Raw genomic sequence first — 23,635 nt, 5'->3', positions numbered from 1 at the left:
CACGACGGCAGCACCTTGTTACGTTTTGGCCGGCGAGGAGATTACCATGCATATTCATCTGCTACAGCACGGCCCGGCGCATTGCCCCGCACGAATTACCGACTGGTTGACCAGTATGGGGCACAGCTTTACGGTCTTTCATCTGTATGACGGAGAGCTGGCGCCCCGCCCAAGTGACTGCGATGCGCTGATCGTACTTGATGGGCCAGAAACTCTGCTTAACGAGCCCCCCTGCCTGGTACAAGGCAGAAGACAAACTGATCCAGCGTCTGGTCGATAGCCAGAAGCCCCTGCTGGGCATTGGCCTTGGCGCCCATTATATAGCCCTTGTGCTAGGGGCTATCAGTGCGCCGGGCACCTACCCGGAAACCGGCTGGCATAAGATCACCCTGGCCGACGACAGCCCTTTTGACCTGCCCGAGCATTTTGATGCCTTTATGTGGCACCGCCAGGTGTTCAGCCTGCCGGATTATGCCCTGCCGCTGGGCGGAAGCCCGGCAGCACCGCTGCAGGGCTTTGCCTGGGATGCAGGCCGGGTGGTGGGGCTGTTATGCCATCTGGAAGTCACTCAATCCAGCGCGGCCAGCCTGATGGAATACCCACCAACGCCGCCGGGGCGCAACGACTACATGCAGGACGATGAGGAGATTTTTGCCACGCCCAAGCGGTTTACCCATCTGGCGCCCTTGCTTGACCGGGTGCTGACCCAGTGGCTGCGCAGCACCTCAGCGGCCTAGCGCCTGCTGTTGTTCTGCTAGCCATTGTCGGGTAGCTGCCAGACAGCTTTCCCAATCGCCCACATAGTATTCCAGCGCGCCAGCTTCCTGCTGGCGCTGCAGATGATAGCGGTACAAGGGGTCATAGTATTCGGTCAACAGCGGCGCCAACCAGGCTTCATGCGCCTCGCGGTCGCCCTGTTCGTGGGCGGCAAAGGCCAGTGCCTGCATGCGCTGCAAGCGCTTGAGACGCGCATCGCCCAGGCGCTTTTTCAGGCGCACCAGGGCATTGCCCAGCTGTTGCTGCATACGCTGCCAGCCCTCCTCTGCCCCCACAAGCTGGGTATAGGCCTGCTCCAGGTCGATAATGTAATCCTGAATCAACTGGGCAAGGCGCCAGTCCAGAGGCATTTCAACGCGGATTCGCGGCGCCGTCTCCATGGCCTGCCAGAAGGTCAGCGGTACATTGACGCTGCCGATCTGGCGCGATTCATCTTCGATGACCAAAGGCCCTGGCAGGCCAAGCAGGCGCTTGGCCAAAGCATGTTCAAAATCTATCTGCGCGGGCGGCGGCTCCGGCGAGCGGCCAAAGGCAGAGCCCTTGTGACGGGCCATGGCTTCCAGATCCACGCTTTCTTCCAGCTGGTTGATCAGCACGGTTTTGGCGCAGCCAGTTAACCCGCTGATGATCACCATGGGCTGCTGGGCAGCGCTCTCCACACGGGCGGTCAGGTTGTGGCGCAGCGCTTTCCAGCCACCGGCAATACGCGGGCGCAGCACACCGGCCTCGGCCAGCCACTGCTGGGCAATCTGCGAACGTAGCCCACCGCGAAAGCAGTAGAGTACTGCCTCCGGATGCTGTTCCACGTAGCTGCGCCAGGCATCAACCCGCGCGGCCTTGACTGCCCCGCTGACCAGCGTTTCGCCCAGCGCAATTGCTGCCGCCTGGCCCTCTTCCTTATAGGCGATACCCACCTGATGGCGCTCATCGTCATTCATCAAGGGCAGATTGACCGCACCGGGCAAGGCACCCTGGGCAAACTCCACCGGCGCGCGCACATCAATCAGCGGGCGCTCGTCACTGATCAGCGCGGTATCCGCCTCTAGCGTTGGCAAGATGGTCGGCAAGCTCACCCGATCACCTCGATTAACGCTGGCCCGTCCTGGGCAGACAGGCTACCAAAAGCTTTTAACGCCAGGCCATGCTGGCGGCCGATACGCTCCACGTCATCCTGCCAGGCCGGGTCAACGGCCACCAGCAAGCCTCCCGAGGTCTGCGGGTCGCACAGCCACTGCCAGTGGGATTCATCCATGGCAGGCAAGGCATCGCCCAGCGCCTGACGATTGCGCAGGGTGCCACCGGGTATCGCCCCCTGACGGCGATAGCCTTCTGCTTCAGCAAGACGCGGCAGCTTGCGAAAATCAATCTTCGCCCGCACCTGACTGGCACCGCACAGCTCGGCCAGGTGGCCTGCCAGGCCAAAGCCGGTCACGTCGGTCATGGCATGTACACCGCTTACCTTGGCCAGATCAACGCCAATACGGTTGGAAGCCAGCATGGTTTCCCGGGCCAGGTTTTCATGCCCCGGCTCTACCAGACCGCGCTTCTCGGCAGTGGTCAGCATGCCCACACCAATCGGCTTGGTCAGGTAGAGGAGATCTCCCGGCTTGGCGCCGCTGTTGAGCTTGAGCTGATCCAGCGCCACCAGGCCATTGACTGCCAGGCCGAAAATAGGCTCTGGCGCATCAATCGAATGGCCACCCGCCAGAGCCACGCCCAGTTGGCGGCATACCGCCTGAGCGCCTGCCAGCACATCTCCGGCGACCTCAGCCGAGAGTTTATCCAGCGGCCAGCCGAGAATGCCAAGCGCCATCACGGGCGTACCGCCCATGGCAAACACATCGCTTATCGCATTGGTTGCCGCTATGCGGCCAAAATCAAAGGGGTCATCAACAATCGGCATGAAAAAATCAGTGGTGGCGATCATGCCGCGACCATCGCCCAGATCATAGACGGCGGCATCCTCACGCCCCTGATTACCTACAATCAGACGCTCACCGCCTGCAGGCGGCCCAGCCTTGGCGAGGATACCATCCAGCACATCGGGGGCAATCTTGCAGCCACAGCCAGCCCCGTGGCTGTATTGCGTCAAGCGAATGTTATGCATGGCGTTGTCTCCATTACCAAATATTTTATCAGTCTACCTCAGGTCCAATGCCTGATAACCTTTCCTGAAAACCTCTTTCACCCCAAGGTTACAGGGCTTCGAGCGCGTCGGAGAGCTTATCAACCGCAATCACCTCCATGCCTTGCGGTGCCTTTTTGGGCGCATTGGAGCGCGGCACTATCGCACGGGTAAAACCATGCTTGGCCGCTTCGCTGATCCGCTCCTGGCCGCTGGGCACCGGGCGTATTTCACCGGACAACCCCACCTCACCGAATACTACCAACTCTTTGGGCAGGGCGCGGTTCTGCAGGCTGGATACCACCGCCAACAGCACGGCCAGATCCGCGCTGGTTTCCAATACCTTAACGCCGCCCACCACATTGAGAAACACATCCTGATCGCCGGTAAACAGCCCGCCGTGGCGGTTAAGCACCGCCAGCAGCATGGCCAGACGGTTAGGGTCTAGCCCGACGGCCACCCGGCGCGGGTTGCCCAGCGCGGATTCATCCACCAGCGCCTGCACTTCCACCAGAATCGGCCGGGTGCCCTCCCAGACCACCATCACCAGGCTGCCCGGCGCCTGCTCCTGCTGGCGGGAGAGAAAAATAGCACTGGGGTTTTTAACTTCCTTGAGGCCCTGCTCCAGCATCGCGAACACGCCCAGCTCATTGACGGCTCCAAAGCGGTTCTTCTGCCCCCGTAGGGTGCGAAAACGCGAGTCGGCACCGCCTTCTAGCAAGAGGGAGGCGTCAATCATATGCTCCAGCACCTTGGGTCCCGCCAGGCTGCCATCCTTGGTGACATGCCCGACCAGCAGCAGCACCGTATTGCTATGCTTGGCAAAACGCGTCAGCGCTGCCGCAGATTCACGTACCTGAGCCACGCCGCCCGGGGCCGAGCTGATATCTTCCAGATGCATGGTCTGGATGGAGTCAATGATCAGGATTTCGGGCATTTCCCGCTCGGCAACCGCCAGGATAGTTTCGATGCTGGTTTCGGCCAGCATCTTCAACCCCTGGGTGGGCAGCTGCAACCGATGGGCACGCATCGCTACCTGAGACAGCGACTCTTCCCCGGTGACATACAAGACCCGGCGCTGCTGGGCCAGCTTGCAGGCAGTCTGCAGCAGTAGAGTGGATTTTCCCGCTCCCGGATGCCCGCCCAGCAAGACCGCTGATCCCGGCACCAGGCCGCCGCCCAGCACCCGGTCAAACTCGCTGAAGGTGGAACTGAGACGCGGCACTTCGCTTAAATCAACGCTGCCAAGGTCGACAACATCCCTGGACAAGGCGCCGGCATAGCCGCCCCGCCCGGCACTGCTTGCAGAAGGGCTGGCAGCCCCTGGCCGGGCAGGCGCCAGGCGCACTTCGCTCAGGGTGTTCCACTCTTGGCAACTGCTGCACTGCCCCTGCCATTTACGATACTCAGCGCCACACTCGGTGCATACAAAGGCGCTTTTGGCTTTGGCCACTGGCTTACTCCTGCAGTTTCACAACGTCGCTCAAAAACGGTCATAGCCCCCATGTAGCTAGAATGAGCGACTAGAATAAGTGACTAGAATGAGTGGCTAGAACACGTAAAAGGCGGCCGAAGCCGCCTTTTTGTCACTATTGTGACTGCCTTACAACCACTCGCTGACGGCCTGATTACTGACGTTGAAGACGCAGCAGCTCGCTGTTTTCAAAACGGCGCCGCTCCGGGTCGATCAACTCAAGGGTCTGTGGGTCGATGCGCAGGAAGTAATAGGTCTGGCCTTCGCCGTCTGGCGTCAGCTCATACACGGTGGCATCCGGGTTGGAAGGCGTGCCTGTCAGGGTTTCCCAGTTACCCGCATAGTTTTCAGCCGGTGGGTTCTGGGGATGGTTACGATAGGTGGCATTAAGCGTGAAGGTGCGTTCTTCCGGTGCCTGCGTCTCGTCTCCCATCAGCGTGACGTCAAGTGCAATACCATCGCAGTTGCGGCACGGCAAAGAGCCCTGGTAGTTGACTTCTGTTGGCTCATAGCCCCCAGCACCTTGATCTGTCGGCCCTGACGCACAGCCGGCAAGCAGGGCCAGCATGGCCGTACCGACAAATAGATGTTTAAGCGGCATGGTTCTCTCCTTGGTTTTCAATGCTTGTATCTGATTCACACGCTCTGGGCGAACGCAGTTGGATATCAAAAATCACTCAGCGCATATGACAGCATACCCGCTACAAGGTGCAACGCCCACCCCAAAAACATAACAATGCTTGCGCTTTAGAAGACGTCAAGCGACCATGAAGGTTACCGATTTAATGCCAGCAGGACACCCTAATGAGCCAACTGTGGAGCCCCGCCGTTCAGTCGCTAACCCCTTATATACCCGGCGAGCAGCCGACTGAGCGGGTAATCAAGCTGAACACCAACGAGAACCCTTACCCCCCGCGCCAGGCGTAGGCGAAACATTGCGGGAATTCGCCTCCGACCATCTGCGCCTTTACCCAGACCCGACCTCGCTGGCCCTGCGCAGCGAGCTGGCCCGCTGCTATGGGGTTGAGCCCCAGCAGGTGTTTGTTGGCAACGGCTCCGATGAGGTGCTGGCGTTTGCTTTCCAGGCGTTTTTCTGCCACGGCGAACCGCTGGATGCGCCCTCCATCACTTACAGCTTTTACCCTGTGTATGCCAAATTGTATGGCATTGAACTGCGTCAACACCCGCTTACCCCTGAATGGGAAGTGGATCTGGAGGCCCTGAGCCAGCCGCAGCCACGTAGCGGGGTGATTTTCGCCAACCCCAATGCCCCGACTGGCCACACCCACAGCCTGGACGCGCTGGAAAGCCTGCTTCAGAAAGTCACTGACCGGGTGGTGCTGGTTGACGAAGCCTATGTGGACTTTGGCACACAAAGCGCCGTCACCCTGGTTGAACGCTACCCTAACCTGCTGGTCACCAGCACCTTCTCCAAATCCCGCAGTCTGGCCGGTCTGCGGCTGGGGTTTGCGATTGGCTCAGCGGAACTGATCGAAGGCCTGGGGCGCATCAAGGACTCTTTCAACTCCTACCCGGTCGATAGCCTGGCCAGCGCCGTGGGCATCGCCGCCCTGCAGGACAGCGACCACTTTGCCGCCTGCCGCGAGAAGGTCATCACCACCCGCGAGCGCACCCGCCATCAGCTGGAAACCCTGGGCTTCGAGGTGCTTCCCTCCCAGGCCAACTTCCTGCTGACGCAACACCCGGATCACGACGGCGCTCAGCTGTTTGCTGGCCTGCGTGAACGCGGTATTCTGGTGCGCCATTTCAACAAGGCAGGGTTAAGCAACTTCCTGCGCATCAGCATCGGCACTGATGACGAAATGGATTATCTGATTGAGGCGCTAGAGGCTCTGGTGCGTTAACCCCTGACGGTGCTCACGGCTCGCCATCGGCCAGCTGTTCGTGAATCAGCTCGGCCAGGCGCCGCGCAGGCTCTGAGGGGCGGTGCGGCGCTCGGTGCAAGGCAAGTTCAATGGACGGCAGCGCCGGCAAGCCGCTGCTTTCATCCAGCGGCTTGAGCATCGGCGTCAGCATGCTGCGCGTCACTACCACAATCGCCAAGCCCGCCATCACCACCGGCGCCAGCCCGGTCATCGACTGGCTGGTATAAGCGACCCGCCAACGTCGCCCAGCACTCTGCAATGACTGCTCGGCCACTTCCCGGAACACATCCGCCCCACGGGTGTAGAGCGCCAGCGGCAAAGGGTCACGCAACAAGGGCTGATAGCTCAGCCCCACCGCCCAAAGCAGCGGTTCACGGCGGATCACTTCCCCGCCCGGCGAATTGCGTTGCCGGGTGACCAGCGCCAGATCCAGATCGCCACTGCGCACCCGTTCAACAAGATCAGCGCTGACCCCACAGATCACCTCCAGCCCTACCCCCGGGTACAGCTGGTGGAAATAGGAAAACACCGACGGCAGCAGCGAAGCGTAGTCCTCAGGAATTCCCAGCTTGAGCTCGCCACTGACCTGATGTACCTGCATGTCCTGCCAGGCATCGTCATTCAGCGCCAGCAGCCGCCGCGCATGGGTCAGCAGGCGCTCGCCATCGGCGGTAAAACGTACCTGGCGCCCTTCACGTTCGTGCAGACGCAATTCCATCTGCGCTTCCAGACGCTTCAATTGCATGCTGATCGTCGACTGGCTGAACGCCAAGCGCTTGGAGGCCGCCGTCACGCTGCCGGTGTCAGCAATCGCCACCAGGGTACGTAGCAGGGTAAGGTCAAAGGTACGTGCGCGCATAGATCACATTTCTTGATGATTTATATCAATAATGATTGATTTTGTGATGGGTTGCTAGCGGGTATCTTGCATCAGCGGCCAACAGGGCCGCTTTCAAGATCTCTCAGGTAAGGAGCCTTTTATGCAACTGACGCGTACGTTCGGAGTATTTCCTGTCAGTATCCTGGCGGCGGTTGTCGCCATTGCACTCTGGGCCACGGCACCACTGCTGGCCGAGCAGGCACGCAGCGCCTCCCCCTTAAGCCTGACCACATTGACCCTGCTGGCCGGAGCTCTGGCCACCCTGCCACTTGGCAAAAGCCAAGGACAAAGAGTCAGCAGCCTGGGGTGGCGGTTCAGTCTGTGGTTGGGCGTACCCCTGCTGATTCTGGGCGCGGTAAGCAGCTACTTTATAGGTATGCGCCAGGCACCGGCCTCGGAAGCAGCGTTGATTACCTACACCTGGCCGGTGCTGTTTGTACTGCTCAGCCAATGGACGCAGCTGGGCAGAATAAGACTACGCAGCCTGAGCGGCGCCATGATTGCTTTCGCGGGAGCCGCCCTGCTGATGCTTCCCGAACAGGGTATGGCCTTTAATGACGCCTCGCTGAAAGGCTATGGCTTCGCCTTTCTGGCAGCGTGTTGCTGGGCACTGTATTCCTGGGTCGGGCAGGCGTCGCCTATCACGCTAACCCCCTATCTGCCGCGCCTGCTGTTGATTGCCAGCCTGTTGAGTGCACTGGCAACCCTGGCACTGGAAGGACGCCTGAGCGTACCCAGCGACAGCGCCCTATGGGCCGGCATCGCGCTGGGCCTGGGGCCCTTCGGCATTGCCATGGTCGCCTGGGACAAAGCTTTGCGCGGCGGTCCAAGCGCAACCATTGGCAGCCTGGCCTATGGGGTGCCGATTCTGGCAGCCGCCTTACTGGTAGTCACCGGCGCCACCCCGCTGAACTGGCAGCTGCCATTGGCGGGGCTTCTGGTGCTCACCGGCTGCCTGCAGGCCAGCCGTTAACCGCGCTGCTCAATGCGATACCAGAGGGCGTAAAGCGCTGGCACAAACAGCAGGGTGATCAGGGTGCCCACCGCAACGCCGCCAATCAGCACGTAGGCCAGCGGCCCCCAGAAACTGTCCATGGTCAGCGGTATAAAGGCCAGAATGGCGGCCAGCGCCGTCAGCACCACAGGCCGGGCACGTTGGACACCGGCTTCTACCACTGCCTGGCGCATCGGCATGCCTTCCTTGATGTTGTCCGCCACCTGCTGGGTCAGAATCAGGGTGTTGCGCATCAGGATGCCTGCCAGGCCAATCAGCCCCAGGGTGGCCACGAAGCCAAACGGCTGGTTGAACAGCAGCATGGCGGCGACCGCGCCAATCAGGCCCAGCGGCGCTGTCGCCACCACAATAAAGGTGCCCGCGAAAGAGCGCATCTGCAGCATGATGAATATCAGCATCAGCACGACCATCAAAGGTTGCAGCACCTGGATGGAGGCCTGAGCCTTGGCCGACTGCTCCACCGAGCCGCCGGTATCAATGCGGTAGCCTGGAGGCAATTCATCGCGCAGCGAGGCCAGATCCTCCCAGACCTGCTGGGTCACGTCATTGGGCTGGGCACCCTCGACATCGGCATTGATTGCCACAAACGGCTGACGGTTGTAGCGCTTGATCACCGGTTCTTCAAACGCCACCCGCAGTTCACCAAGCTGCGTCAAGGGAACCCGCTGGCCATCATTGGTCAGTACCTCCAGGCTTTGCACGTCATCAATATCCTGGGCAGCGCCGCGGCCAAGGGCGGGCACCAGACGGATACCGTCGCGCAGCTGGGTGATCGTTACCCCATCCAGCTGGAACTGCAGCTGACGGGCCACATCGTCCGGGGTCAGGCCAATCAGCTGCAGCCGGTTACGGTCGATATCCAGATGCAGGGTGGGCGCGCGTTCGTCCCACTCAAGATGCGGGTCACGAGTCGCCGGATGGGCCTTGATCACTTCACGCACCTGATGGCCAATGGCTCTAAGCTGGTCCGGGTCATCGCCCAACACCCGGAAGCTGACCGGCCAATCCACCGGCGGGCCGTACAGCAGCGCCTCCACCCGAACTCGCGCTTCAGGAAACTCACCGTCTTCAATGCGCTTACGTAGCATGGCCATCAGCTCATCGCGGGATTCGACACCTTCCGCCACGGCTATCAGCTTGGCAAAGGCAGGGTTGGGTTGCTCAGGGTTAGCCGAGATAAAAAAGCGCGGCGCCCCGGCCCCTACATAGGCAGACAGTGATTTCACCCCTTCGGCATCCTTGATCAGGGCTTCCAGGCGCCGGGTCGTGGCATTGGTGGCTTCGATGCTGCTGCCTTGAGGATGGTAAACGCTGACCAGCACTTCGGGACGATCAGAGCTTGGGAAGAACTGCTTCTCCACCGGGCCAGCCATACCGGCAATAGCAACGACCAGCAGCGCCAGCGTCACCGCTACCACGCTCTTGCGAAAGCGCACACAGCCGCTGATAAAGGCACGCAGACGCTGGTAGCCCGCCGACTGATAAGCGTCATCTTCGCTGTGATGAGTTTTCTGCTCAGGTAGGATTTTCACCCCCAGATAGGGGGTAAACACCACCGCTACCAGCCAGGAAATCAGCAGCGCAATGCCCAGCACCCAGAAAATGTTACCGGCGTATTCGCCCACGCCTGACTTGGCAAAACCAATCGGCACAAAGCCAGCCACCGTGACCAGGGTGCCAAACAGCATGGGCGCGGCGGTGACTTTCCAGGCATGGGAGGCGGCATCCAGGCGTTCCCAGCCCTGCTCCATCTTGACGATCATCATTTCGATGGCAATGATGGCATCGTCCACCAGCAGGCCCAGGGCGATAATCAGCGCCCCCAAGGTAATACGGTCAAGGTTGATCCCCATGGCCTTCATGACCACAAAGGTCAGCGCCAGGGTAATTGGGATGGCAATGCCGACCACAATACCGGCACGTAACCCCACCGCCAGCATGGTGACCAGCATCACTACCACCACAGCGACCAGGAACTTGACCTGAAAGAGGTTCACCGCCCCGGCGATGGCATCTGCCTGATTGGTCATCACCTGAAGCGACATCCCCAGCGGCAGACGCTGACGTTCTTCCTGCCAGAGGGCGTTCAGACGCTCGCCAAATGCCAGGCCATTTTCGCCCTCCTGCATCACCACGCCGAGCAACAAGGCATCTTCACCAAAGGCGCGCACCAGATAGCTCGGCGGGTCTTCATAGCCGCGTGACACCTCGGCAATATCCCCCAGGCGGATCAGCCGCTCGCCAATCCGGATAGGCACTTCCGTCAGCGCTTCAGGGCTTGCCATGTCATGGTCGATACGCACATAAAGGCGCGCACTTTGGGTATCCACCCGCCCAGCCGGCAGCAGGGTGTTCTGTGCTTCTATAGCAGCAAATACCTGCTGGGGTGAAATACCCAGGCTCTGCAAGGCGGCAAGGTCGAAATCGACATGCATGCGCTCTTCACGCTCACCAAGTATCTGGGCCTTATTGACGCCATCCAGACGCTGCAGGCGATCGCGGATATCCTCGGCCTCGCGCACCATCTCCCGCATCGGCATATCGGGTGCGGTCAGCGCCACCAATGTAAAGTAGACGTCGCCAAAATCCTCATTGATCAAAGGCCCCACCACACCTTCCGGCAGCTGTGGCGCCTCATCTTGCATGCGCCGACGTACCTGATAGAAGCGCTCGGATACCTCTTGGCTGGGCGTATAATCCTCAAACTCCACCTGCATATCCGCCCGCCCCGGACGTATGGTGGTTTCAATCCGGTACAGGTCTTCAACTTCCTGGATACGTTTTTCCAGCCTGTTGACCACACTTTCCTGCAACTCTTCTGGCGTCGCCCCCGGCCAGGCAACCGATACCATCATGACGCGCACGGTAAAGTTCGGATCTTCAGCCCGCCCCATAGAGGTAAACGCGTAAAGTCCGGCCAGCAAGGCAATTACCAGGAAAAACAGCGTCACCGCCCGTTCACGCACCGCCAGCGCTGAGAGATTGGGAAAACTCACTCGGCCCCCTCCTGCGCCAGCGGGCGCACGTCCATTCCCGGCGTCAGCAGGTGGGTGCCCAGCGCAATCACTTCCAGCCCTTCGCGCAGCTGCTCACCTCGCACCCAGGCCCGGTCGCGCTGCATACGTTCAATCGAAATCGCGACAGGCTGCGCCTGGCCGTCGCTCACCTGCCATAGCTGGGGGCCATCGCCACGTTCATCGATAGCCGCGACCGTCACTTGAAAAACGCCTTCCGGCAGGCTGTCCATGGGGAAACGGGTCTGCACGACTTCTCCCAGGGAATCACTGAACAGCGCTTCCTCCAGCTGATAGCGGGCTCGCCAGGTACGGCTTGCCGGGTCCGCAGCGCCGGCGACTTCGCGGCGTGACAGGCTGATCTGGCGGTCATCGAGCAAAAGCTCTCCCTGGGCAGGCGGGCGTACATGGGAGGGAAACGCCACCTCCACTTCACGTCGCCCTTCCTGGGCCAGGGTCGCAATTGCCTGACCGGTGGCCACCACTTGCCCTGGTTCACCGGCCACATCAATCAGGAGCCCGTCGGCCTCGGCCCGCAGGGTGGCGTAGTCCAGGGCGTTGCGGGATTGCTCCACACGCGCCTGGGCGGCATCTCGCCGCGTCAGCGCTTCACGGCTGGCCAGCTCCGCCCGCTCGAATGCCTGCTGGCTGAGGAAGTTACGCTCCAACAGCTGGCGGTCCCGGGCCAGATCAGCCTGGCTCACCGCCACCGAGGCTTCAGCCGCTGCCAGATCTGCCTGGGAGGCAGCCAGCGCCGCCTGCAGATCGCTGTCATCCAGAGTGAACAGCACATCGCCTTGAGTGACGTTTTGGCCAGCGTCTACATGCCGGGTGGCAATCTGGCCGCTGACCCGAAAAGCCTGAGGCGTTTCATAACGGGCGCGAACCACGCCTGTCAGCATCAGCATTGGCTGCTCGACAGGGGCAAGCTCGGTGGTCTTCACCCAGCGCGGTGATTCCTGCTGAACACTTTCGCTGCTGGTTTCGCCGCATCCTGCCAGCAGCAAGGCAAGCAGCAGCACAGTTAACTTGGGCATAACGGTTTCCTGATAAACGCGTAAACAAAGGTGTCTATGGATATAATGAGACAGGATAAATTAAACGCTCGTTTATGCCTATCAAAGTAGCCACATTGTTACCCTGTGCGAGGATAAACCCAGGCATAAATTTCCTCGCTGTGGTAGCAGTGAAAACCGGCGTTCTCATACAGGCATCGGGCAGGAGTATTGGTAGCATCCACGGTGAGCGCCAGCCGCGTCGCGCCTATTTGCGCCGTATAATCAAACGCGGCCTGCAAGAGTTCACGCCCCAGCCCCAGCCCTCGCCTAGTCGGCACCAACCCCATCAACAGCACTTCCACCACGCCCTGCGCCTGACGGGGCACCATTAACAGCACGCCGATTGGCTGCGGGTCATGTGGCGATGAGTAGACCGCAAACCAGTGTCGATCCGCTTCTGGCGATTGACGATGGAACCCCTGAAGCAGCTCCGCCGACCCCAACGCCTCGCAAATCAGTGGGCTATCCAGTGACTCTACCTGCACCTGTTCGATAAGTGACTGCGCCGCTGTTGGGGCGAGTTCATTCCAGGGGCGCAGGGTGAGTTGCGATCCGCGCGCATCACGATTATTGAGCGATGCACTCAGGTAGCGAAGGGGCGCCACCCGCTGCATACCCGCTGCTGACAGAAATGCTGTTTGTGCTGGCTTGTTCGGCATGACCACACAGTGGCAAAGGCGGATTGCATGCGCTTCCACCCATTTTCTTGCCGCCTGCAGAAGCGCTTGAGCCTCGGCGTCTTCCCTTTGGGGTCGCCACAGCTGAGCCATGTTACCGGGGAAAGGCTGCACCCAGACCGCTCTTGTTGGATAGTTGGCCGCATAATACAAAAGCCCGCTCCAATCCGGGGCAGGCGTTTGCGTAAAGGCCTGAATGGCGGCTGCCAGCGCTCGCTGCCCCGCACTGTTCTGGGCTGCGGCCAACGACCATAACGCATCGCGGCGCATTACCTCGGGGCATTCCACCACCTGATCATGCACATCCTGACGATTATTCACGTAAGCTCCCGAGGTGATTTTTCACTTGGCGACTTGAATCCCGCCGCGCTTGCCTGCATATCATGCTTAAATTCTTTCTGCCTAGAGTGACACCATGTCAATTATTGATCCACGTACAGGCGAAGCCCTGACGGCCCCTATCAGCCCAGATGCGGCCAACAGCCCATCTTCCACAGCAGCGGCGGCAGACGCGCCCTCAGCCGCCACCTCAGGGCCAGCGCCCCGCCGTGAAGACGTCATCATTGATCTGGATGCCAGCAATATTCAGCAGGTGCTGGAAGCGTCCATGCAGGTGCCGATCCTGCTCGACTGCTGGGCACCCTGGTGTGAGCCGTGCAAAAACCTGATGCCGGTGCTCGAAAAGCTGGCCGTCGAATACGCGGGCGCTTTCATTCTTGCCAAACTGGATGTAGAAGCCAACCCGGAAATTGCTGGCCAGTTAGGCGTACGCTCGGTGCCAGATGTCAAACTGGTCAGCCAGGGCGGCCTGGTCGACAGTTTCCAGGGGGCACTACCGGAAAAAGACGTGCGCGAATGGTTGGGCCGTTATTTCCAGCCCCCTGAAGACACACCGGCAAGCCCCGAAGAGCTGGCAGAAGAAGCTCTGAAAGCAGGTGATGCCGCCACCGCTCGCGAACATTATCAGACGTTGACCTCACAGTACCCCGAGCATTACGCCTATCAGGTGGGGCTGGCCAAGGCGCTGGTGGCAGAAGGCCGTGGCGATGATGCCCGCAGCGTACTGGACAACCTGCCACCGGAAGAACGCGATGCCGCCCCTGCTCGCGGTGTGCGCGCCAGCATTGAATTTGCCGAACAGGCGCTTTCCCATCAGGAAGTGGCCGCCCTGGGAGAACGCAACGACAGTGAAGCTCAATTCCAGCGCGCCTTACGCCAGGTCGCCGACGGCGACTACGAGCAGGGCCTGGAAGGCCTGCTGGCCCTGATGAAGAGCGACCGTAGCTTCGGCGATGATGCCGCGCGAAAAACCCTGCTCCAGGTCTTCGATGCCCTGGGTGCCGAGCACCCGCTCACCGTAACCTACCGGCGCAAGCTGTTTGCCCTGCTCTACTGAGAGCGCTGCATTTATCAAGGTATTACTAGGCTATAGGGTGGGGCTGGCAAGCGGCCCCGCCACGCTATATATGATGTCGACGACGTTGACACCCGGTTATCGTCTTAGTACTTGATCCATCCGCTTGAGGGCCTCTTCAAGCTGGGTGGCGGTGGTGCCAAAGTTCAGCCGCACAAAGCCAGGTTGGCCAAAATCAGCGCCGTTGGACAATGCGACTTTTGCCTGCGCCAACAGGGCTTGCTGAGGGTCATCTCCCAGGCCTGCATCGCGCATATCCAACCAGGCAAGGTAGGTGGACTGGGGAGGGTTGAAATGGACGCCAGGCCAGTGGGCGACATAATCACTGATCATCTGACGATGACCACGCAAGACATCAAGCAACGCCTGACGCCAGGGATCGCCATCCCGGTAGGCCGCTTCTGCTGCCGCCAGCCCCATCACGTTGCCATCCGGCAGCAGCCCTTTGGTTGCCTGGGCAAAACGTGCCCTCAGGTCAGGGTCAGGTATCACCGCACAGGCGGCGGTCAGCCCGGCCAGATTGAACGTCTTGGAAGGCGCCCACAGGGTGATAATGCGATCCGCAAGCGCGGGAAACGCCGCCGCCAGCGGTTGATGCCTGGCCCCCTCGTCAAGCAGGAGGTCGCAGTGCAGCTCATCGGACACCACGTATAGATTGTGGCGCTCGACCAGCGCGGCTAATCCTGCCAGCTCTTCATGGCGCCAGATACGCCCTGTGGGATTATGCGGCTGGCACCACAGCAGCAGGCGCGTTTTGGGGGTAATCGCAGCTTCCAGCGCCTCCAGGTCGAGCCGCCACTCGCCACCTTCTTCGCTTGGCGGCGCCATGGCTGCCTGCTGTGTTACTCTGCCAGTGCGCTCGGCCACCGCCAGAAAAGGTGGGTAGATAGGTGTGATGGTCAACACGCCATCGCCGGGTTTGGTCAACGCCAGACTTGCCAGATGCAGGGCAGGTACCACCCCTGGAAGCCACTGTTGCCACTCCGGCTGTATCGGCCAGTCGTAGTGGGTAGCACTCCATTCACACAGCGTTTGCTTGAGGCTGTCCGGTACCTGCCCGTAACCGTAAACGCCATGATCAACACGCCGTTTCAGCGCATCCATCACCGCAGGCGGCGCCGTAAAGTCCATGTCAGCGACCCATAACGGCAGTACATCTTCGCCATAGCGGTGCCATTTCTGGGAGCGCCATCCACCGGCTGGGTGGCGTCGTTCAAGGGGCGTGGCAAAATCGAACATCATCCGTTGTCCTTGTGGTTAACAGCATTTGTCGTTACAACGTATTAATTAAAAATCATTTCCATTACTTTTGACACTTTACAGGGTACTTCATCAGCATGATGCAAGATGACAATCAACCAAAGAACAGGCCTTCCAGCGATGCCCCGCAGCGCGACTTTTACGCGCAGGTGCGGGCTGGCATTCCTGCTTTATTGCGCCAGTGGCTGGCTCTTGGCCAGGCAGACAATACTCGCTTGGCTTTGATACTCGCCGAAACAGCCCGGGTTGCCAAGGTGGGCGCCCCTGATGAAACACCTGATGGTGATACATTCGAAGCTTGGTGCCAGGCCGCCAGCGGTGAAGATATCCCGCTCTGGGCGCCCCGTACGGCTGTATTTCTGCTGAACCAGATGCCCGCCCGCCCAGTGCCACAAAGTGAGGCTGAGGCTTGCGCCTGGGCCTACTGCTGGTTGCGCAACCGTACGTTTGATAGCGTGCAGGAAGCTCTTCAGGCATTGCCTGAGCACCTTCAGGAACCGTTACAACAAGCGCTTCAGGCCGCCTGGCAGGATCAACAGGGCTACGCCTGGTGTGACAACAATTAACGCCTGCGCCGCTGTGCTTTGGGTTTGAAACCAACCGGTTTGCTGGCCAGCCACGCAACAAAGGCGGCGATCGCCGCATCATCACCTAGTGCTGTAACGGTGTTAAGGCGTTCAGCCAGTTCGCGTTCACTATAAAGCCGATGAATGTGCTTGTGGCAGGGTCGACACAGCCAGGCAATGGCAGTCAGCCGCTCCTCGCGTGAATAGCGCTTACGGTAGCGGGGCTTATTGTGCAGCGCCCTGGGTATCAGGTGATGCTTGGTCAAGGATTCCGCCCGCCCGCATAATTCACAGCATTCAGGCATGGGCGGCGGTGATAACGGGTGGGCAGTGGAGGTCGGCATGCCAGCTGTCCTCATGAGCAAATCAACAAGGATAAAAGATGGCAGATGTTCCCCTGATCTGGCAACTGGGTAAGTTGCTGGCATCGATAGGTTTAGTACTTGGGTTAGGGTTGGTCGCCGTACGCGTTAGCCCGCGGGTTGCCGGTTTATTGGCCGGTTACCCGCTGGGTACGGCGCTGGCGCTGTTTTTCATCGGCCTGGAAATCTCTCCCGGCTTTGCGACACAAAGCGCCATCCATACCCTGGCGGGGTTTACTGCAACACTGGCGCTGGGGGTGGCTACCTGGTGTGTGGTGGCCGCACGGACGGCATCAAAGGGGTGTTGATGGGCTCTCTGGGTGGCTTGAGCGCCTGGGTGGCCGTCGGCTGGTCGTTATCGCATTTTGAGTTTACCCGCCTCACTGGAACCCTGGTCACCCTGGTGGCCATTGGCGTGTTTACCTGGCTCTACCGGCGGGTGCCGGAAACCCGGGTCAATGCCAGTGGCACGCTGTCGTGGTCGGCCCTGGGGTTACGGGCAGCCCTGGCCACGCTGATGATTTTTGTGATTACTGCCCTTGCCCACTGGGTGCCCGCTGCCTGGGCCGGCACCCTGGCAGCATTTCCTGTCACCATGCTGCCTTTCCTGGTCATTCTGCATGCCGGTTACGGTGCTGCCCCGGCGTCAACAGTGATCAAGCATTATCCAATGGGGTTGGGGGCGCTGCTCAGCTATACCCTGTGTGTGTCATTGACGTATGCCTCCTGGGGGCTGGCGGCAGGCACACTGGCTGGCTTTATCGTCGCCACGCTATGGCTGGTCGGTTGGATGCGCTGCCAGCAATGGTGGGCCGCGCGACGCTCAACGACTTGACCAAGCGTTTGCTTGGGTGAATGATTAACCAGTCGCTAACCGCGTCTGCTATCTTTCACAATGACAAGGAAATACCATGTTTACACGCATAATTGAGCCGGCCTTTTACGATACCGATGCTCTCGGCCATATCAACAACACGCGTTTGCCTGCCTGGTTTGAACTGGCTCGCAACGACCTGTTCAAGCTATTCACGCCGGACCTGGATACGCACAAATGGCGTTTGATGATGGCGCGCATGGAAGTCGACTATCGTGCTGAGCTTTTTTACGGCCACGATATTGAAATTCGCACTTATTTGACCCGTTTAGGCAATAGCTCCTTTACGGTGACCCAGGAAGCGCGCCAACATGGAAAACTGGCCAACCTGGGCCACACAGTATTGTTACAATACGATCATCAGGCTAAAAAAGCCGTCCCGATAGAAGGCCAGCTTCGCAAGATTCTGGAATCTCATCTCCAGGATGCTCCGGAGTAGGCACTTCCATCGTCGGGCGCCAACCGAGAGTAGCCCATAATGGCAATCCGCTATAACCTGTGGATAGACCCCGACAACAAGGCGCAGCACAGCGCCGTTGAAGCCGATCTTGAGCGCTATTTTGTTGAGCGCTTTGCCGATTATCCACATATCCGCTTGTCCGGCGCAGACCCTTACGATTACGATGCGCCGTTCAACCGCCTCTATGAGGCCCTGATTGCCCGCGGCGCCGAATATTGCGAGCGCACCTGGCGCTATGTCGCCACACCAGAGCAGCTGAATCGGTGCTTTTTCCGCGCTGTGGGCCAGTCAAACAAGTTTGTTCGAGACGACCGCTGACCGCACCTCCAGGAGCTTTACTGACACGCCATGATCATCCGCACCCATCATGCTCCCAGCCAGCATGAACTTGATATTATTGCCCGGCAGCTTGGGCGCGCGCCTCGCGGCATCGAGGCCGTGGCCGCCACTGACGGGGCAGGCACACCCCTGGTTCTACGTATGGCACCGATTGTTGATGGTAAACCTTTCCCGACGCTTTACTGGCTCTGCTCGGAACGTCTAAAAGTGGCCATTTCCCATCTTGAAGCCGCCGGTATCATCAAGCAGCTTGAACAGCAGCTTCAGGAGGATGCCGAGTTCTTGGCAGCCTATCATCAGAGCCACCGCGATTACGTCGCCGAGCGCTGGGAATACATGACCCCGGCTCAAAAAGCGGACGTTGATCAACGTGGTTACCAGACAGTGCTAACAGAGCGTGGTGTCGGTGGGATTACCAACTGGGATCAGGTGCGTTGCCTGCACACCCAGTATGCGCATCATCTCGGCAGCCATAATGTCATCGGCCAATGGATGGATACTGTTCATCAGATTGATCGCTGTGTTGAGTAAGGCCTCTCAAAAAAGGAACCCCCTATGTCACGCATCTGTGTTTATCTTGGCTCACGCGCAGGCACTCACCCGGACTACAAGACAGCCGCAATCGAGCTAGGCCAGCAGCTGGCGCAGCGTGGCCACACCCTGGTGTACGGTGGCGCCAGGATTGGCCTGATGGGCGAGCTTGCCAACGCCACACTGGAAGCGGGTGGCCAGGTGGTAGGCGTGATGCCGGATCATTTGGTTGAACGCGAGCAGGCGCATTTCGGCCTGACTGAGCTGATCCGCGTGAGTGACATGCACGAACGTAAGGCCACCATGGCGGCTCAGGCCGATGGATTTATTGCCTTGCCTGGCGGTATCGGGACCTTTGAGGAGCTGTTTGAGATCTGGACTTGGGGTTATCTAGGGCTACATGACAAGCCGATCGGGCTACTTAACATCAACGATTTCTATACACCGCTGCTGAGCTTTCTCGACAACACGGTCGAACAGGGTTTTCTCGCTACCGTGACCCGCGACATGCTGCTTGATGCCGAAACGCCTTCAGACTTGCTCGACGCCGTTGAAGCACAGCTTTGAATCGCATATAGGCGAACAGGCGATGCTCGTTATGAGGCGCGGCCTTCAGTCAAGTGTCGGGTACGCTCGAAGGTCAACTGCAACAGCCGAGCATCATCCCCGGCCCGATGGCGTTGAATGGCCTGTTCAGCAATGATGGCCTCCTTGGTGTCACTCCATACTGCCAACTGTTCTTCACTCAGCAGTATGCGCAAGGCTTCCAACCTGAAGCCGGGAATAATCCCAGCATGATGGAACAATAGTGACAGCCAAGTATTGTCGTAGCCCCAGCTATCGCTGTAGGCCTTGCCCAGGGTACGCAATTCGTCGTTGATCCATAATGCCACCTGGCGAACGGGATATCCCTCGCGCTCTAGGCGTTGGCGTGAAATACCGTGCAACAGTTCAGCCTTGGGATCCCAGTGAGTCCATTCATCCAGAGGCTGGATAAGAAACGCGCAGCAACTTCCATCCGTGCGGGCAATGCCCACTTCGATAGGATAACTGCCGCGCCCGAACCCGGACGCTTCTATATCCAATAATGTCGGTAGCGTCTCGGACACAGATTTCCTCACCTAGGCGTAAAACCGTTACATAAAAGTCGCTTGGCTGTTTTCAGGAAGCCAGTTCTGACGGACGATGGTTGACGTGCTGATCAGCCAGTGCCTGCCAGGAGGCAGCCAACTCGTGATCAACAGCCAGACCAAGTTGGCCCTGCTTGTAAGCACGTGCCAGACGCTCTGCGGCCAGGTAGTGGCCCGCTTCAGCCGCTCGGGCATACCAGGTCACGGCGTATTCATCACGTCGCGGATACTGCGCGCAACCGTTCTCATAAATCTGCGCCACCTGATATTGGGCTTTGAGGTCCCCCGCATGGGCCGCCTCGACAATATAGCGTGCGCCACGCGCCTTATCCTGCGGCGAGAGGCTGCGGTGAAACAGCATATGTCCATAGACTGACAGCGCATCCGGATGTCCTGCTTCGGCGCAGCGCTTCAATAAACGCAGTGTCAAACGCTGGGTTCGCGGTGAGTGTGGCAATAACCAGCGAGAATGAAACAACCGATCAGCAACTTGATATTCAAGCCGTGTGAACAAAGATGATGCCTGTGGCATGGCAGACCACCTTGCCTGTTGGGTTTACTTAAGTAAGGATGCCAATCAATCGAACAGCGGGCAACCTGACGAGACAAAAAACCGGCCAGTACCGGTAGGGGCTGGCAAGCATACGCCTGCCAGCGCAAGGACTCAACCCCAGTATTTGCCGCCTTGTCGGCGCCTCGTTACCATGCAGGGAAACGCATCACTCAGCATGGCAGAATAAACAGACTATTACGCCTTACGGCGTGAATGAATTCATCTTTCATCACAAGGAGAATCGCATGCAGACACGCCCTCTTGGCAGAACGGGAATGGATGTCAGCCGCCTGTGCCTGGGCACCATGACCTATGGTGAACAGAACACAGAAGCGCAGGCACATGAGCAGCTTGACCGTGCTGTTGCTTTTGGCATCAACTTTATTGATACCGCTGAGATGTATCCGGTGCCTCCTAAAGCTGAAACACAAGGCTTGACTGAGCGCTACATAGGCAGCTGGCTCAAGCAGCGCGGTGCCCGTGATGATGTAATTATCGCCAGCAAGGTAACTGGGCCTGGGCTTGGCCATATTCGTGGCGGCCCTCGGCTGACGCGAGAGCATATTCATCAGGCTATAGATGACAACCTGACACGCCTGAACACGGACTATATTGACCTCTACCAGCTCCACTGGCCCGAGCGTAAAACCAATTTTTTCGGCAAGTTGGGCTACACACATCAGGAAGATGACAACGCCACACCGCTGGAAGAAACCCTGAGCGCGTTGAAAGAACTGGTGGGGGCGGGGAAAATTCGTGCGGTCGGTTTATCCAACGACACTCCCTGGGGCGTGATGAAATGCCTTGAATTGGCTGATCGACTCGACTTACCCAGGGTCGCCTCGGTGCAGAACCCTTACAACCTGCTCAACCGCACATTTGAGGTCGGACTGGCCGAGATTGCCCATCGTGAGGATGTGGGCCTGCTGGCCTATTCACCGCTGGGTTTTGGCGTGCTTTCCGGTAAATACCTGAATGGCAATCGCCCTGCAGAAGCCCGTCTGACCCTATTTGAGCGCTTCAGCCGCTACACCTCAGCTGAAGCCGAATCAGCCACTCAGGCCTATGTCAGCCTCGCTCACAAACATGGGCTGGACCCGGCACAGATGGCACTGGCATTCGTCAATACGCGCAGCTTTCTGACCAGCAATATCATTGGTGCCACCACCATGGAGCAGCTTGAAAGCAACCTGGCCAGTGAAAGCCTGAAACTCAATGATGAAGTACTCGATGCGATTGACGCTATTCACCATCAGATGCCTAACCCTTGCCCTTAAGCTGATTCAAAGACTGCCTATGGGATGCTTCAGCTTCAAGCGCGTCTTCTTCAGCAACTGCGTCAAACTGGCTATTAGCCCGATAGCCCTGCCGCCTGGCAGGGCTTGATATAATGCCATATACGGTTTGGCCCTGCGGTTTGCCAGGCTGCCAGACCCTCAAATTCACCACAGGAAAACCAGACACAGGAAGACGTCATGCTCAGCGTAATTTCACCTGCCAAAACGCTCGATTTTGAAACACCGGCAACGACAAATCGGGTGACGCAGCCCGACTTTCTTGACCATAGCCAGGCGTTGATCGATATCCTGCACGATTATTCCCCCAACAGCTCAGCGATCTAATGGGGATCAGCGATAAACTGGCAGGGCTTAATGCTGCCCGCTTCGCGCAGTGGGCGCCGCCTTTCAGCCTGGATAACGCCAAACCAGCGGCACAGGCTTTCCAGGGCGATGTCTACACTGGCCTTGAGGCAGATACCTTTAGCAAAGAAGACAATCAGTTCGCTCAGCAACACCTGCGAATTCTTTCTGGGCTCTACGGATTATTGCGCCCCCTGGATCTGATCCAGCCCTACCGCCTGGAAATGGGCACCAAGCTTGCTAACCCAAGTGGCAAAGATCTTTACGCCTACTGGAAGCCAACCCTGACCCAGGCTGTCAATCAAGCCGTTGCTGACAGTGGCTCCAAGGTGCTGGTTAATCTGGCGTCCAATGAATACTTCAAGGCAGTCGATACAAAGTCACTGGATGCACAAGTCATCACACCCGTTTTCAAAGACGAGAAGAACGGCCAGTTCAAGATCATCAGCTTTTATGCCAAAAAGGCGCGCGGCTTGATGAGTGCCTGGATTATTCGTGAACGACTGAATACGCCCGAGGCACTCAAAGGGTTTGATGTAGACGGCTACCGCTTTGACCCTGCTTCTTCACAAGGCGATACCCTTGTTTTCATCCGCAGGGAAGCAGATCGTCCCAATTGATCGATTACTTTCGACTTGCGACCTTCTTAATTGAAATGAACCGGGCGCGCTGAGCGCGGTTTCAGAAACTGCTGGTGCGCCTGTTTGAACTCAGGCGTATCACAGCGGTACAGCCACTCATAAGCCACCATATCCGCCGTTACCGCCTGTGCGCCGTTTGCACAGGCCCGCTTGCGGGCCAGTTCAGCCTCGGCACATCGGCGGCTGGCCGTTGCGTCTGTCAGCCAGAGCACTTCATAACCGGCTTCCAGCAACCCCAGCCCTGTCTGCATGACACAGATATGCGCTTCAGTGCCACACAGCACAATTTGTGTTTTGCCTGAGGCAGCCAGGGCATCGCGAAAGTTACTCTCTTCCATGACGCTGAAATGGACTTTTTGCCAGAGTTGGTAATCATCAAGACGTTCAAGCAGCGAGGCGGCACTACCGCCCAACTTTTGCGGACTCTGTTCGGTTAACCAGACGGGAACACCCAGGAGGTTAGCCAAGCCTCCAAGCCAACTGGCTTCTTCAATAGCCTGAAGGCCGCCATCAATGACAGGCAAAAGCCCAGCCTGGAAGTCGACCATAAGCAGCAGGCTTTTTCTCGTTGTATGCGCATGCATCCACCTTAGGGGGTCATATTGAGTCAATGTTCAGCATAATCGGTGATGAACTCTGACTCCATCCCCAAAAACAAAAAACCCAGCCGATTGGCTGGGTTTTTTGCGGTATAAGTGCCTGACGATGACCTACTCTCGCATGGGGAGACCCCACACTACCATCGGCGCTAAGCGGTTTCACTGCTGAGTTCGGCAAGGGATCAGGTGGTTCCCACTCGCTATGGTCGTCAGGCGTAACAGGTAATACATCAAGCTGATGCGCAGGCGGTTAATTGATGGCCTGCGCTGCACGTGTTTGTAAACTGTCCGCGCTCCTGCTTTCGCTTTTGCGCGTGTGATGCGTCTCTGCGTATCCGGCTGGCTTATTTAGCCATCGTT

General features: G+C 58.8%; 21 protein-coding genes, 1 rRNA gene and 4 pseudogenes. 12 read left to right on the top strand and 14 right to left on the bottom strand.

Going from position 1 to position 23,635, the window contains the following annotated elements; genetic code table 11:
* The first annotated feature begins 46 nt into the window (after positions 1 to 46).
* A pseudogene (locus tag HLB35_RS08155) lies at positions 47 to 737 on the top strand (type 1 glutamine amidotransferase).
* On the opposite strand, the gene mnmH reads toward HLB35_RS08155, so the two are convergent.
* From mnmH to HLB35_RS08135, 4 genes are all read right to left on the bottom strand, one after another.
* On the bottom strand, positions 726 to 1,850 hold the full coding sequence (mnmH, locus tag HLB35_RS08150; RefSeq protein WP_422822437.1) for a tRNA 2-selenouridine(34) synthase MnmH: 1,125 nt from the start codon (positions 1,848 to 1,850) through the stop codon (positions 726 to 728). The pseudogene HLB35_RS08155 and the gene mnmH overlap by 12 nt on opposite strands.
* Positions 1,847 to 2,884: a selenide, water dikinase SelD gene (gene selD, locus HLB35_RS08145; protein ID WP_171702221.1), complete on the bottom strand. Its 1,038-nt coding sequence runs from the start codon at positions 2,882 to 2,884 to the stop codon at positions 1,847 to 1,849. The genes mnmH and selD overlap by 4 nt, the downstream gene beginning before the upstream one ends.
* 88 nt (positions 2,885 to 2,972) lie before the next feature.
* Positions 2,973 to 4,355, bottom strand: a complete 1,383-nt coding sequence (gene radA, locus HLB35_RS08140) for a DNA repair protein RadA (RefSeq protein ID WP_171702220.1) — start codon at positions 4,353 to 4,355, stop codon at positions 2,973 to 2,975.
* Positions 4,356 to 4,530: 175 nt separating this feature from the next.
* A complete protein-coding gene (locus HLB35_RS08135) occupies positions 4,531 to 4,977 on the bottom strand; it encodes a copper resistance protein NlpE N-terminal domain-containing protein (protein WP_171702219.1) in 447 nt (148 codons plus the stop codon).
* A 203-nt stretch (positions 4,978 to 5,180) separates the two neighbouring features.
* Here HLB35_RS08135 and hisC point away from each other — a divergent pair.
* Positions 5,181 to 6,241, top strand: a pseudogene (hisC, locus tag HLB35_RS08130) (histidinol-phosphate transaminase).
* Positions 6,242 to 6,254: 13 nt separating this feature from the next.
* Here the strand turns inward: hisC and HLB35_RS08125 are convergent.
* The gene (locus HLB35_RS08125) at positions 6,255 to 7,121 is read right to left on the bottom strand and encodes a LysR substrate-binding domain-containing protein (protein WP_171702218.1); all 867 of its coding nucleotides are present in this window, start codon (positions 7,119 to 7,121) and stop codon (positions 6,255 to 6,257) included.
* A 121-nt stretch (positions 7,122 to 7,242) separates the two neighbouring features.
* Here HLB35_RS08125 and HLB35_RS08120 point away from each other — a divergent pair, with 121 nt between their 5' ends.
* Entirely contained in the window at positions 7,243 to 8,115 is an 873-nt protein-coding gene (locus HLB35_RS08120) for a DMT family transporter (protein ID WP_171702217.1), read from the top strand.
* On the opposite strand, the gene HLB35_RS08115 is transcribed toward HLB35_RS08120, so the two are convergent.
* From HLB35_RS08115 to HLB35_RS18310, 3 genes are all read right to left on the bottom strand, one after another.
* Positions 8,112 to 11,153 carry an efflux RND transporter permease subunit gene (locus tag HLB35_RS08115; protein WP_171702216.1) on the bottom strand — a complete coding sequence of 1,014 codons (3,042 nt, stop codon included), beginning with the start codon at positions 11,151 to 11,153 and terminating at the stop codon, positions 8,112 to 8,114. The two genes, HLB35_RS08120 and HLB35_RS08115, sit on opposite strands and share 4 nt — an antisense overlap.
* A complete protein-coding gene (locus HLB35_RS08110; protein WP_171702215.1) occupies positions 11,150 to 12,208 on the bottom strand; it encodes an efflux RND transporter periplasmic adaptor subunit in 1,059 nt (352 codons plus the stop codon). Before HLB35_RS08110 ends, HLB35_RS08115 begins: the two co-directional genes overlap by 4 nt.
* Before the next feature lie 98 nt (positions 12,209 to 12,306).
* Entirely contained in the window at positions 12,307 to 13,227 is a 921-nt protein-coding gene (locus tag HLB35_RS18310; RefSeq protein ID WP_171702214.1) for a GNAT family N-acetyltransferase, read from the bottom strand.
* A gap of 94 nt (positions 13,228 to 13,321) precedes the next feature.
* Here HLB35_RS18310 and HLB35_RS08100 point away from each other — a divergent pair, with 94 nt between their 5' ends.
* A complete protein-coding gene (locus tag HLB35_RS08100; protein WP_171702213.1) occupies positions 13,322 to 14,302 on the top strand; it encodes a tetratricopeptide repeat protein in 981 nt (326 codons plus the stop codon).
* A 96-nt stretch (positions 14,303 to 14,398) separates the two neighbouring features.
* Here HLB35_RS08100 and HLB35_RS08095 read toward each other — a convergent pair whose 3' ends face one another.
* On the bottom strand, positions 14,399 to 15,562 hold the full coding sequence (locus HLB35_RS08095; RefSeq protein ID WP_171702212.1) for a MalY/PatB family protein: 1,164 nt from the start codon (positions 15,560 to 15,562) through the stop codon (positions 14,399 to 14,401).
* Positions 15,563 to 15,657: 95 nt separating this feature from the next.
* On the opposite strand from HLB35_RS08095, the gene HLB35_RS08090 reads away from it, so the two are divergent.
* Positions 15,658 to 16,146, top strand: coding sequence for a hypothetical protein (locus HLB35_RS08090; protein WP_235937081.1), 489 nt, complete (start codon positions 15,658 to 15,660; stop codon positions 16,144 to 16,146).
* Here HLB35_RS08090 and HLB35_RS08085 read toward each other — a convergent pair.
* Positions 16,143 to 16,490, bottom strand: a complete 348-nt coding sequence (locus tag HLB35_RS08085; protein ID WP_235937080.1) for a hypothetical protein — start codon at positions 16,488 to 16,490, stop codon at positions 16,143 to 16,145. The two genes, HLB35_RS08090 and HLB35_RS08085, sit on opposite strands and share 4 nt — an antisense overlap.
* A 38-nt stretch (positions 16,491 to 16,528) precedes the next feature.
* Here HLB35_RS08085 and HLB35_RS08080 point away from each other — a divergent pair.
* The 5 genes and pseudogenes from HLB35_RS08080 to HLB35_RS08060 all read left to right on the top strand — a co-directional run bounded on the left by HLB35_RS08080 (position 16,529) and on the right by HLB35_RS08060 (position 19,279).
* Positions 16,529 to 17,343: pseudogene (locus HLB35_RS08080) on the top strand (hypothetical protein).
* A 76-nt stretch (positions 17,344 to 17,419) separates the two neighbouring features.
* A complete protein-coding gene (locus HLB35_RS08075) occupies positions 17,420 to 17,821 on the top strand; it encodes an acyl-CoA thioesterase (protein WP_171702211.1) in 402 nt (133 codons plus the stop codon).
* A gap of 39 nt (positions 17,822 to 17,860) precedes the next feature.
* Positions 17,861 to 18,160, top strand: coding sequence for a hypothetical protein (locus HLB35_RS08070; RefSeq protein ID WP_171702210.1), 300 nt, complete (start codon positions 17,861 to 17,863; stop codon positions 18,158 to 18,160).
* Between the two features lie 30 nt (positions 18,161 to 18,190).
* Positions 18,191 to 18,712, top strand: a complete 522-nt coding sequence (locus tag HLB35_RS08065; protein ID WP_171702209.1) for a DUF501 domain-containing protein — start codon at positions 18,191 to 18,193, stop codon at positions 18,710 to 18,712.
* A 24-nt stretch (positions 18,713 to 18,736) separates the two neighbouring features.
* A complete protein-coding gene (locus HLB35_RS08060) occupies positions 18,737 to 19,279 on the top strand; it encodes an LOG family protein (protein WP_171702208.1) in 543 nt (180 codons plus the stop codon).
* 29 nt (positions 19,280 to 19,308) lie between these two features.
* Here the strand turns inward: HLB35_RS08060 and HLB35_RS08055 are convergent, their stop codons facing one another.
* On the bottom strand, positions 19,309 to 19,821 hold the full coding sequence (locus HLB35_RS08055) for a hypothetical protein (protein ID WP_171702207.1): 513 nt from the start codon (positions 19,819 to 19,821) through the stop codon (positions 19,309 to 19,311).
* A 52-nt stretch (positions 19,822 to 19,873) separates the two neighbouring features.
* The gene (locus HLB35_RS08050; RefSeq protein ID WP_171702206.1) at positions 19,874 to 20,374 is read right to left on the bottom strand and encodes a tetratricopeptide repeat protein; all 501 of its coding nucleotides are present in this window, start codon (positions 20,372 to 20,374) and stop codon (positions 19,874 to 19,876) included.
* Positions 20,375 to 20,640: 266 nt separating this feature from the next.
* Between HLB35_RS08050 and HLB35_RS08045 the strand changes: the two genes are divergently transcribed.
* The gene (locus tag HLB35_RS08045) at positions 20,641 to 21,672 is read left to right on the top strand and encodes an NADP(H)-dependent aldo-keto reductase (RefSeq protein ID WP_171702205.1); all 1,032 of its coding nucleotides are present in this window, start codon (positions 20,641 to 20,643) and stop codon (positions 21,670 to 21,672) included.
* A 198-nt stretch (positions 21,673 to 21,870) separates the two neighbouring features.
* A pseudogene (gene yaaA / locus HLB35_RS08040) lies at positions 21,871 to 22,655 on the top strand (peroxide stress protein YaaA).
* Positions 22,656 to 22,681: 26 nt separating this feature from the next.
* Here yaaA and HLB35_RS08035 read toward each other — a convergent pair.
* Together HLB35_RS08035 and rrf are read right to left on the bottom strand one after the other, a co-directional pair.
* Positions 22,682 to 23,224: an isochorismatase family protein gene (locus HLB35_RS08035; protein WP_171702204.1), complete on the bottom strand. Its 543-nt coding sequence runs from the start codon at positions 23,222 to 23,224 to the stop codon at positions 22,682 to 22,684.
* A gap of 149 nt (positions 23,225 to 23,373) precedes the next feature.
* Positions 23,374 to 23,489 (bottom strand): 5S ribosomal RNA (gene rrf, locus HLB35_RS08030).
* Positions 23,490 to 23,635: the final 146 nt, after the last annotated feature.

It is taken from the genome of Vreelandella azerica (genome assembly GCF_013112225.1).
GTDB lineage: Bacteria > Pseudomonadota > Gammaproteobacteria > Pseudomonadales > Halomonadaceae > Vreelandella > Vreelandella azerica.
This window is presented reverse-complemented; position numbering and strand designations above follow the sequence as displayed.

What these genes read in the sequence shown, in the direction of transcription:
- selD (WP_171702221.1), bottom strand. Translation starts at nt 2,884, where the DNA reads ATGCATAACATTCGCTTGACGCAATACAGCCACGGGGCTGGCTGTGGC.
- HLB35_RS08135 (WP_171702219.1), bottom strand. Translation starts at nt 4,977, where the DNA reads ATGCCGCTTAAACATCTATTTGTCGGTACGGCCATGCTGGCCCTGCTT.
- HLB35_RS08125 (WP_171702218.1), bottom strand. Translation starts at nt 7,121, where the DNA reads ATGCGCGCACGTACCTTTGACCTTACCCTGCTACGTACCCTGGTGGCG.
- HLB35_RS08120 (WP_171702217.1), top strand. Translation starts at nt 7,243, where the DNA reads ATGCAACTGACGCGTACGTTCGGAGTATTTCCTGTCAGTATCCTGGCG.
- HLB35_RS08110 (WP_171702215.1), bottom strand. Translation starts at nt 12,208, where the DNA reads ATGCCCAAGTTAACTGTGCTGCTGCTTGCCTTGCTGCTGGCAGGATGC.
- HLB35_RS08100 (WP_171702213.1), top strand. Translation starts at nt 13,322, where the DNA reads ATGTCAATTATTGATCCACGTACAGGCGAAGCCCTGACGGCCCCTATC.
- HLB35_RS08095 (WP_171702212.1), bottom strand. Translation starts at nt 15,562, where the DNA reads ATGATGTTCGATTTTGCCACGCCCCTTGAACGACGCCACCCAGCCGGT.
- HLB35_RS08090 (WP_235937081.1), top strand. Translation starts at nt 15,658, where the DNA reads ATGATGCAAGATGACAATCAACCAAAGAACAGGCCTTCCAGCGATGCC.
- HLB35_RS08085 (WP_235937080.1), bottom strand. Translation starts at nt 16,490, where the DNA reads ATGCCGACCTCCACTGCCCACCCGTTATCACCGCCGCCCATGCCTGAA.
- HLB35_RS08075 (WP_171702211.1), top strand. Translation starts at nt 17,420, where the DNA reads ATGTTTACACGCATAATTGAGCCGGCCTTTTACGATACCGATGCTCTC.
- HLB35_RS08070 (WP_171702210.1), top strand. Translation starts at nt 17,861, where the DNA reads ATGGCAATCCGCTATAACCTGTGGATAGACCCCGACAACAAGGCGCAG.
- HLB35_RS08065 (WP_171702209.1), top strand. Translation starts at nt 18,191, where the DNA reads ATGATCATCCGCACCCATCATGCTCCCAGCCAGCATGAACTTGATATT.
- HLB35_RS08060 (WP_171702208.1), top strand. Translation starts at nt 18,737, where the DNA reads ATGTCACGCATCTGTGTTTATCTTGGCTCACGCGCAGGCACTCACCCG.
- HLB35_RS08050 (WP_171702206.1), bottom strand. Translation starts at nt 20,374, where the DNA reads ATGCCACAGGCATCATCTTTGTTCACACGGCTTGAATATCAAGTTGCT.
- HLB35_RS08045 (WP_171702205.1), top strand. Translation starts at nt 20,641, where the DNA reads ATGCAGACACGCCCTCTTGGCAGAACGGGAATGGATGTCAGCCGCCTG.
- HLB35_RS08035 (WP_171702204.1), bottom strand. Translation starts at nt 23,224, where the DNA reads ATGGTCGACTTCCAGGCTGGGCTTTTGCCTGTCATTGATGGCGGCCTT.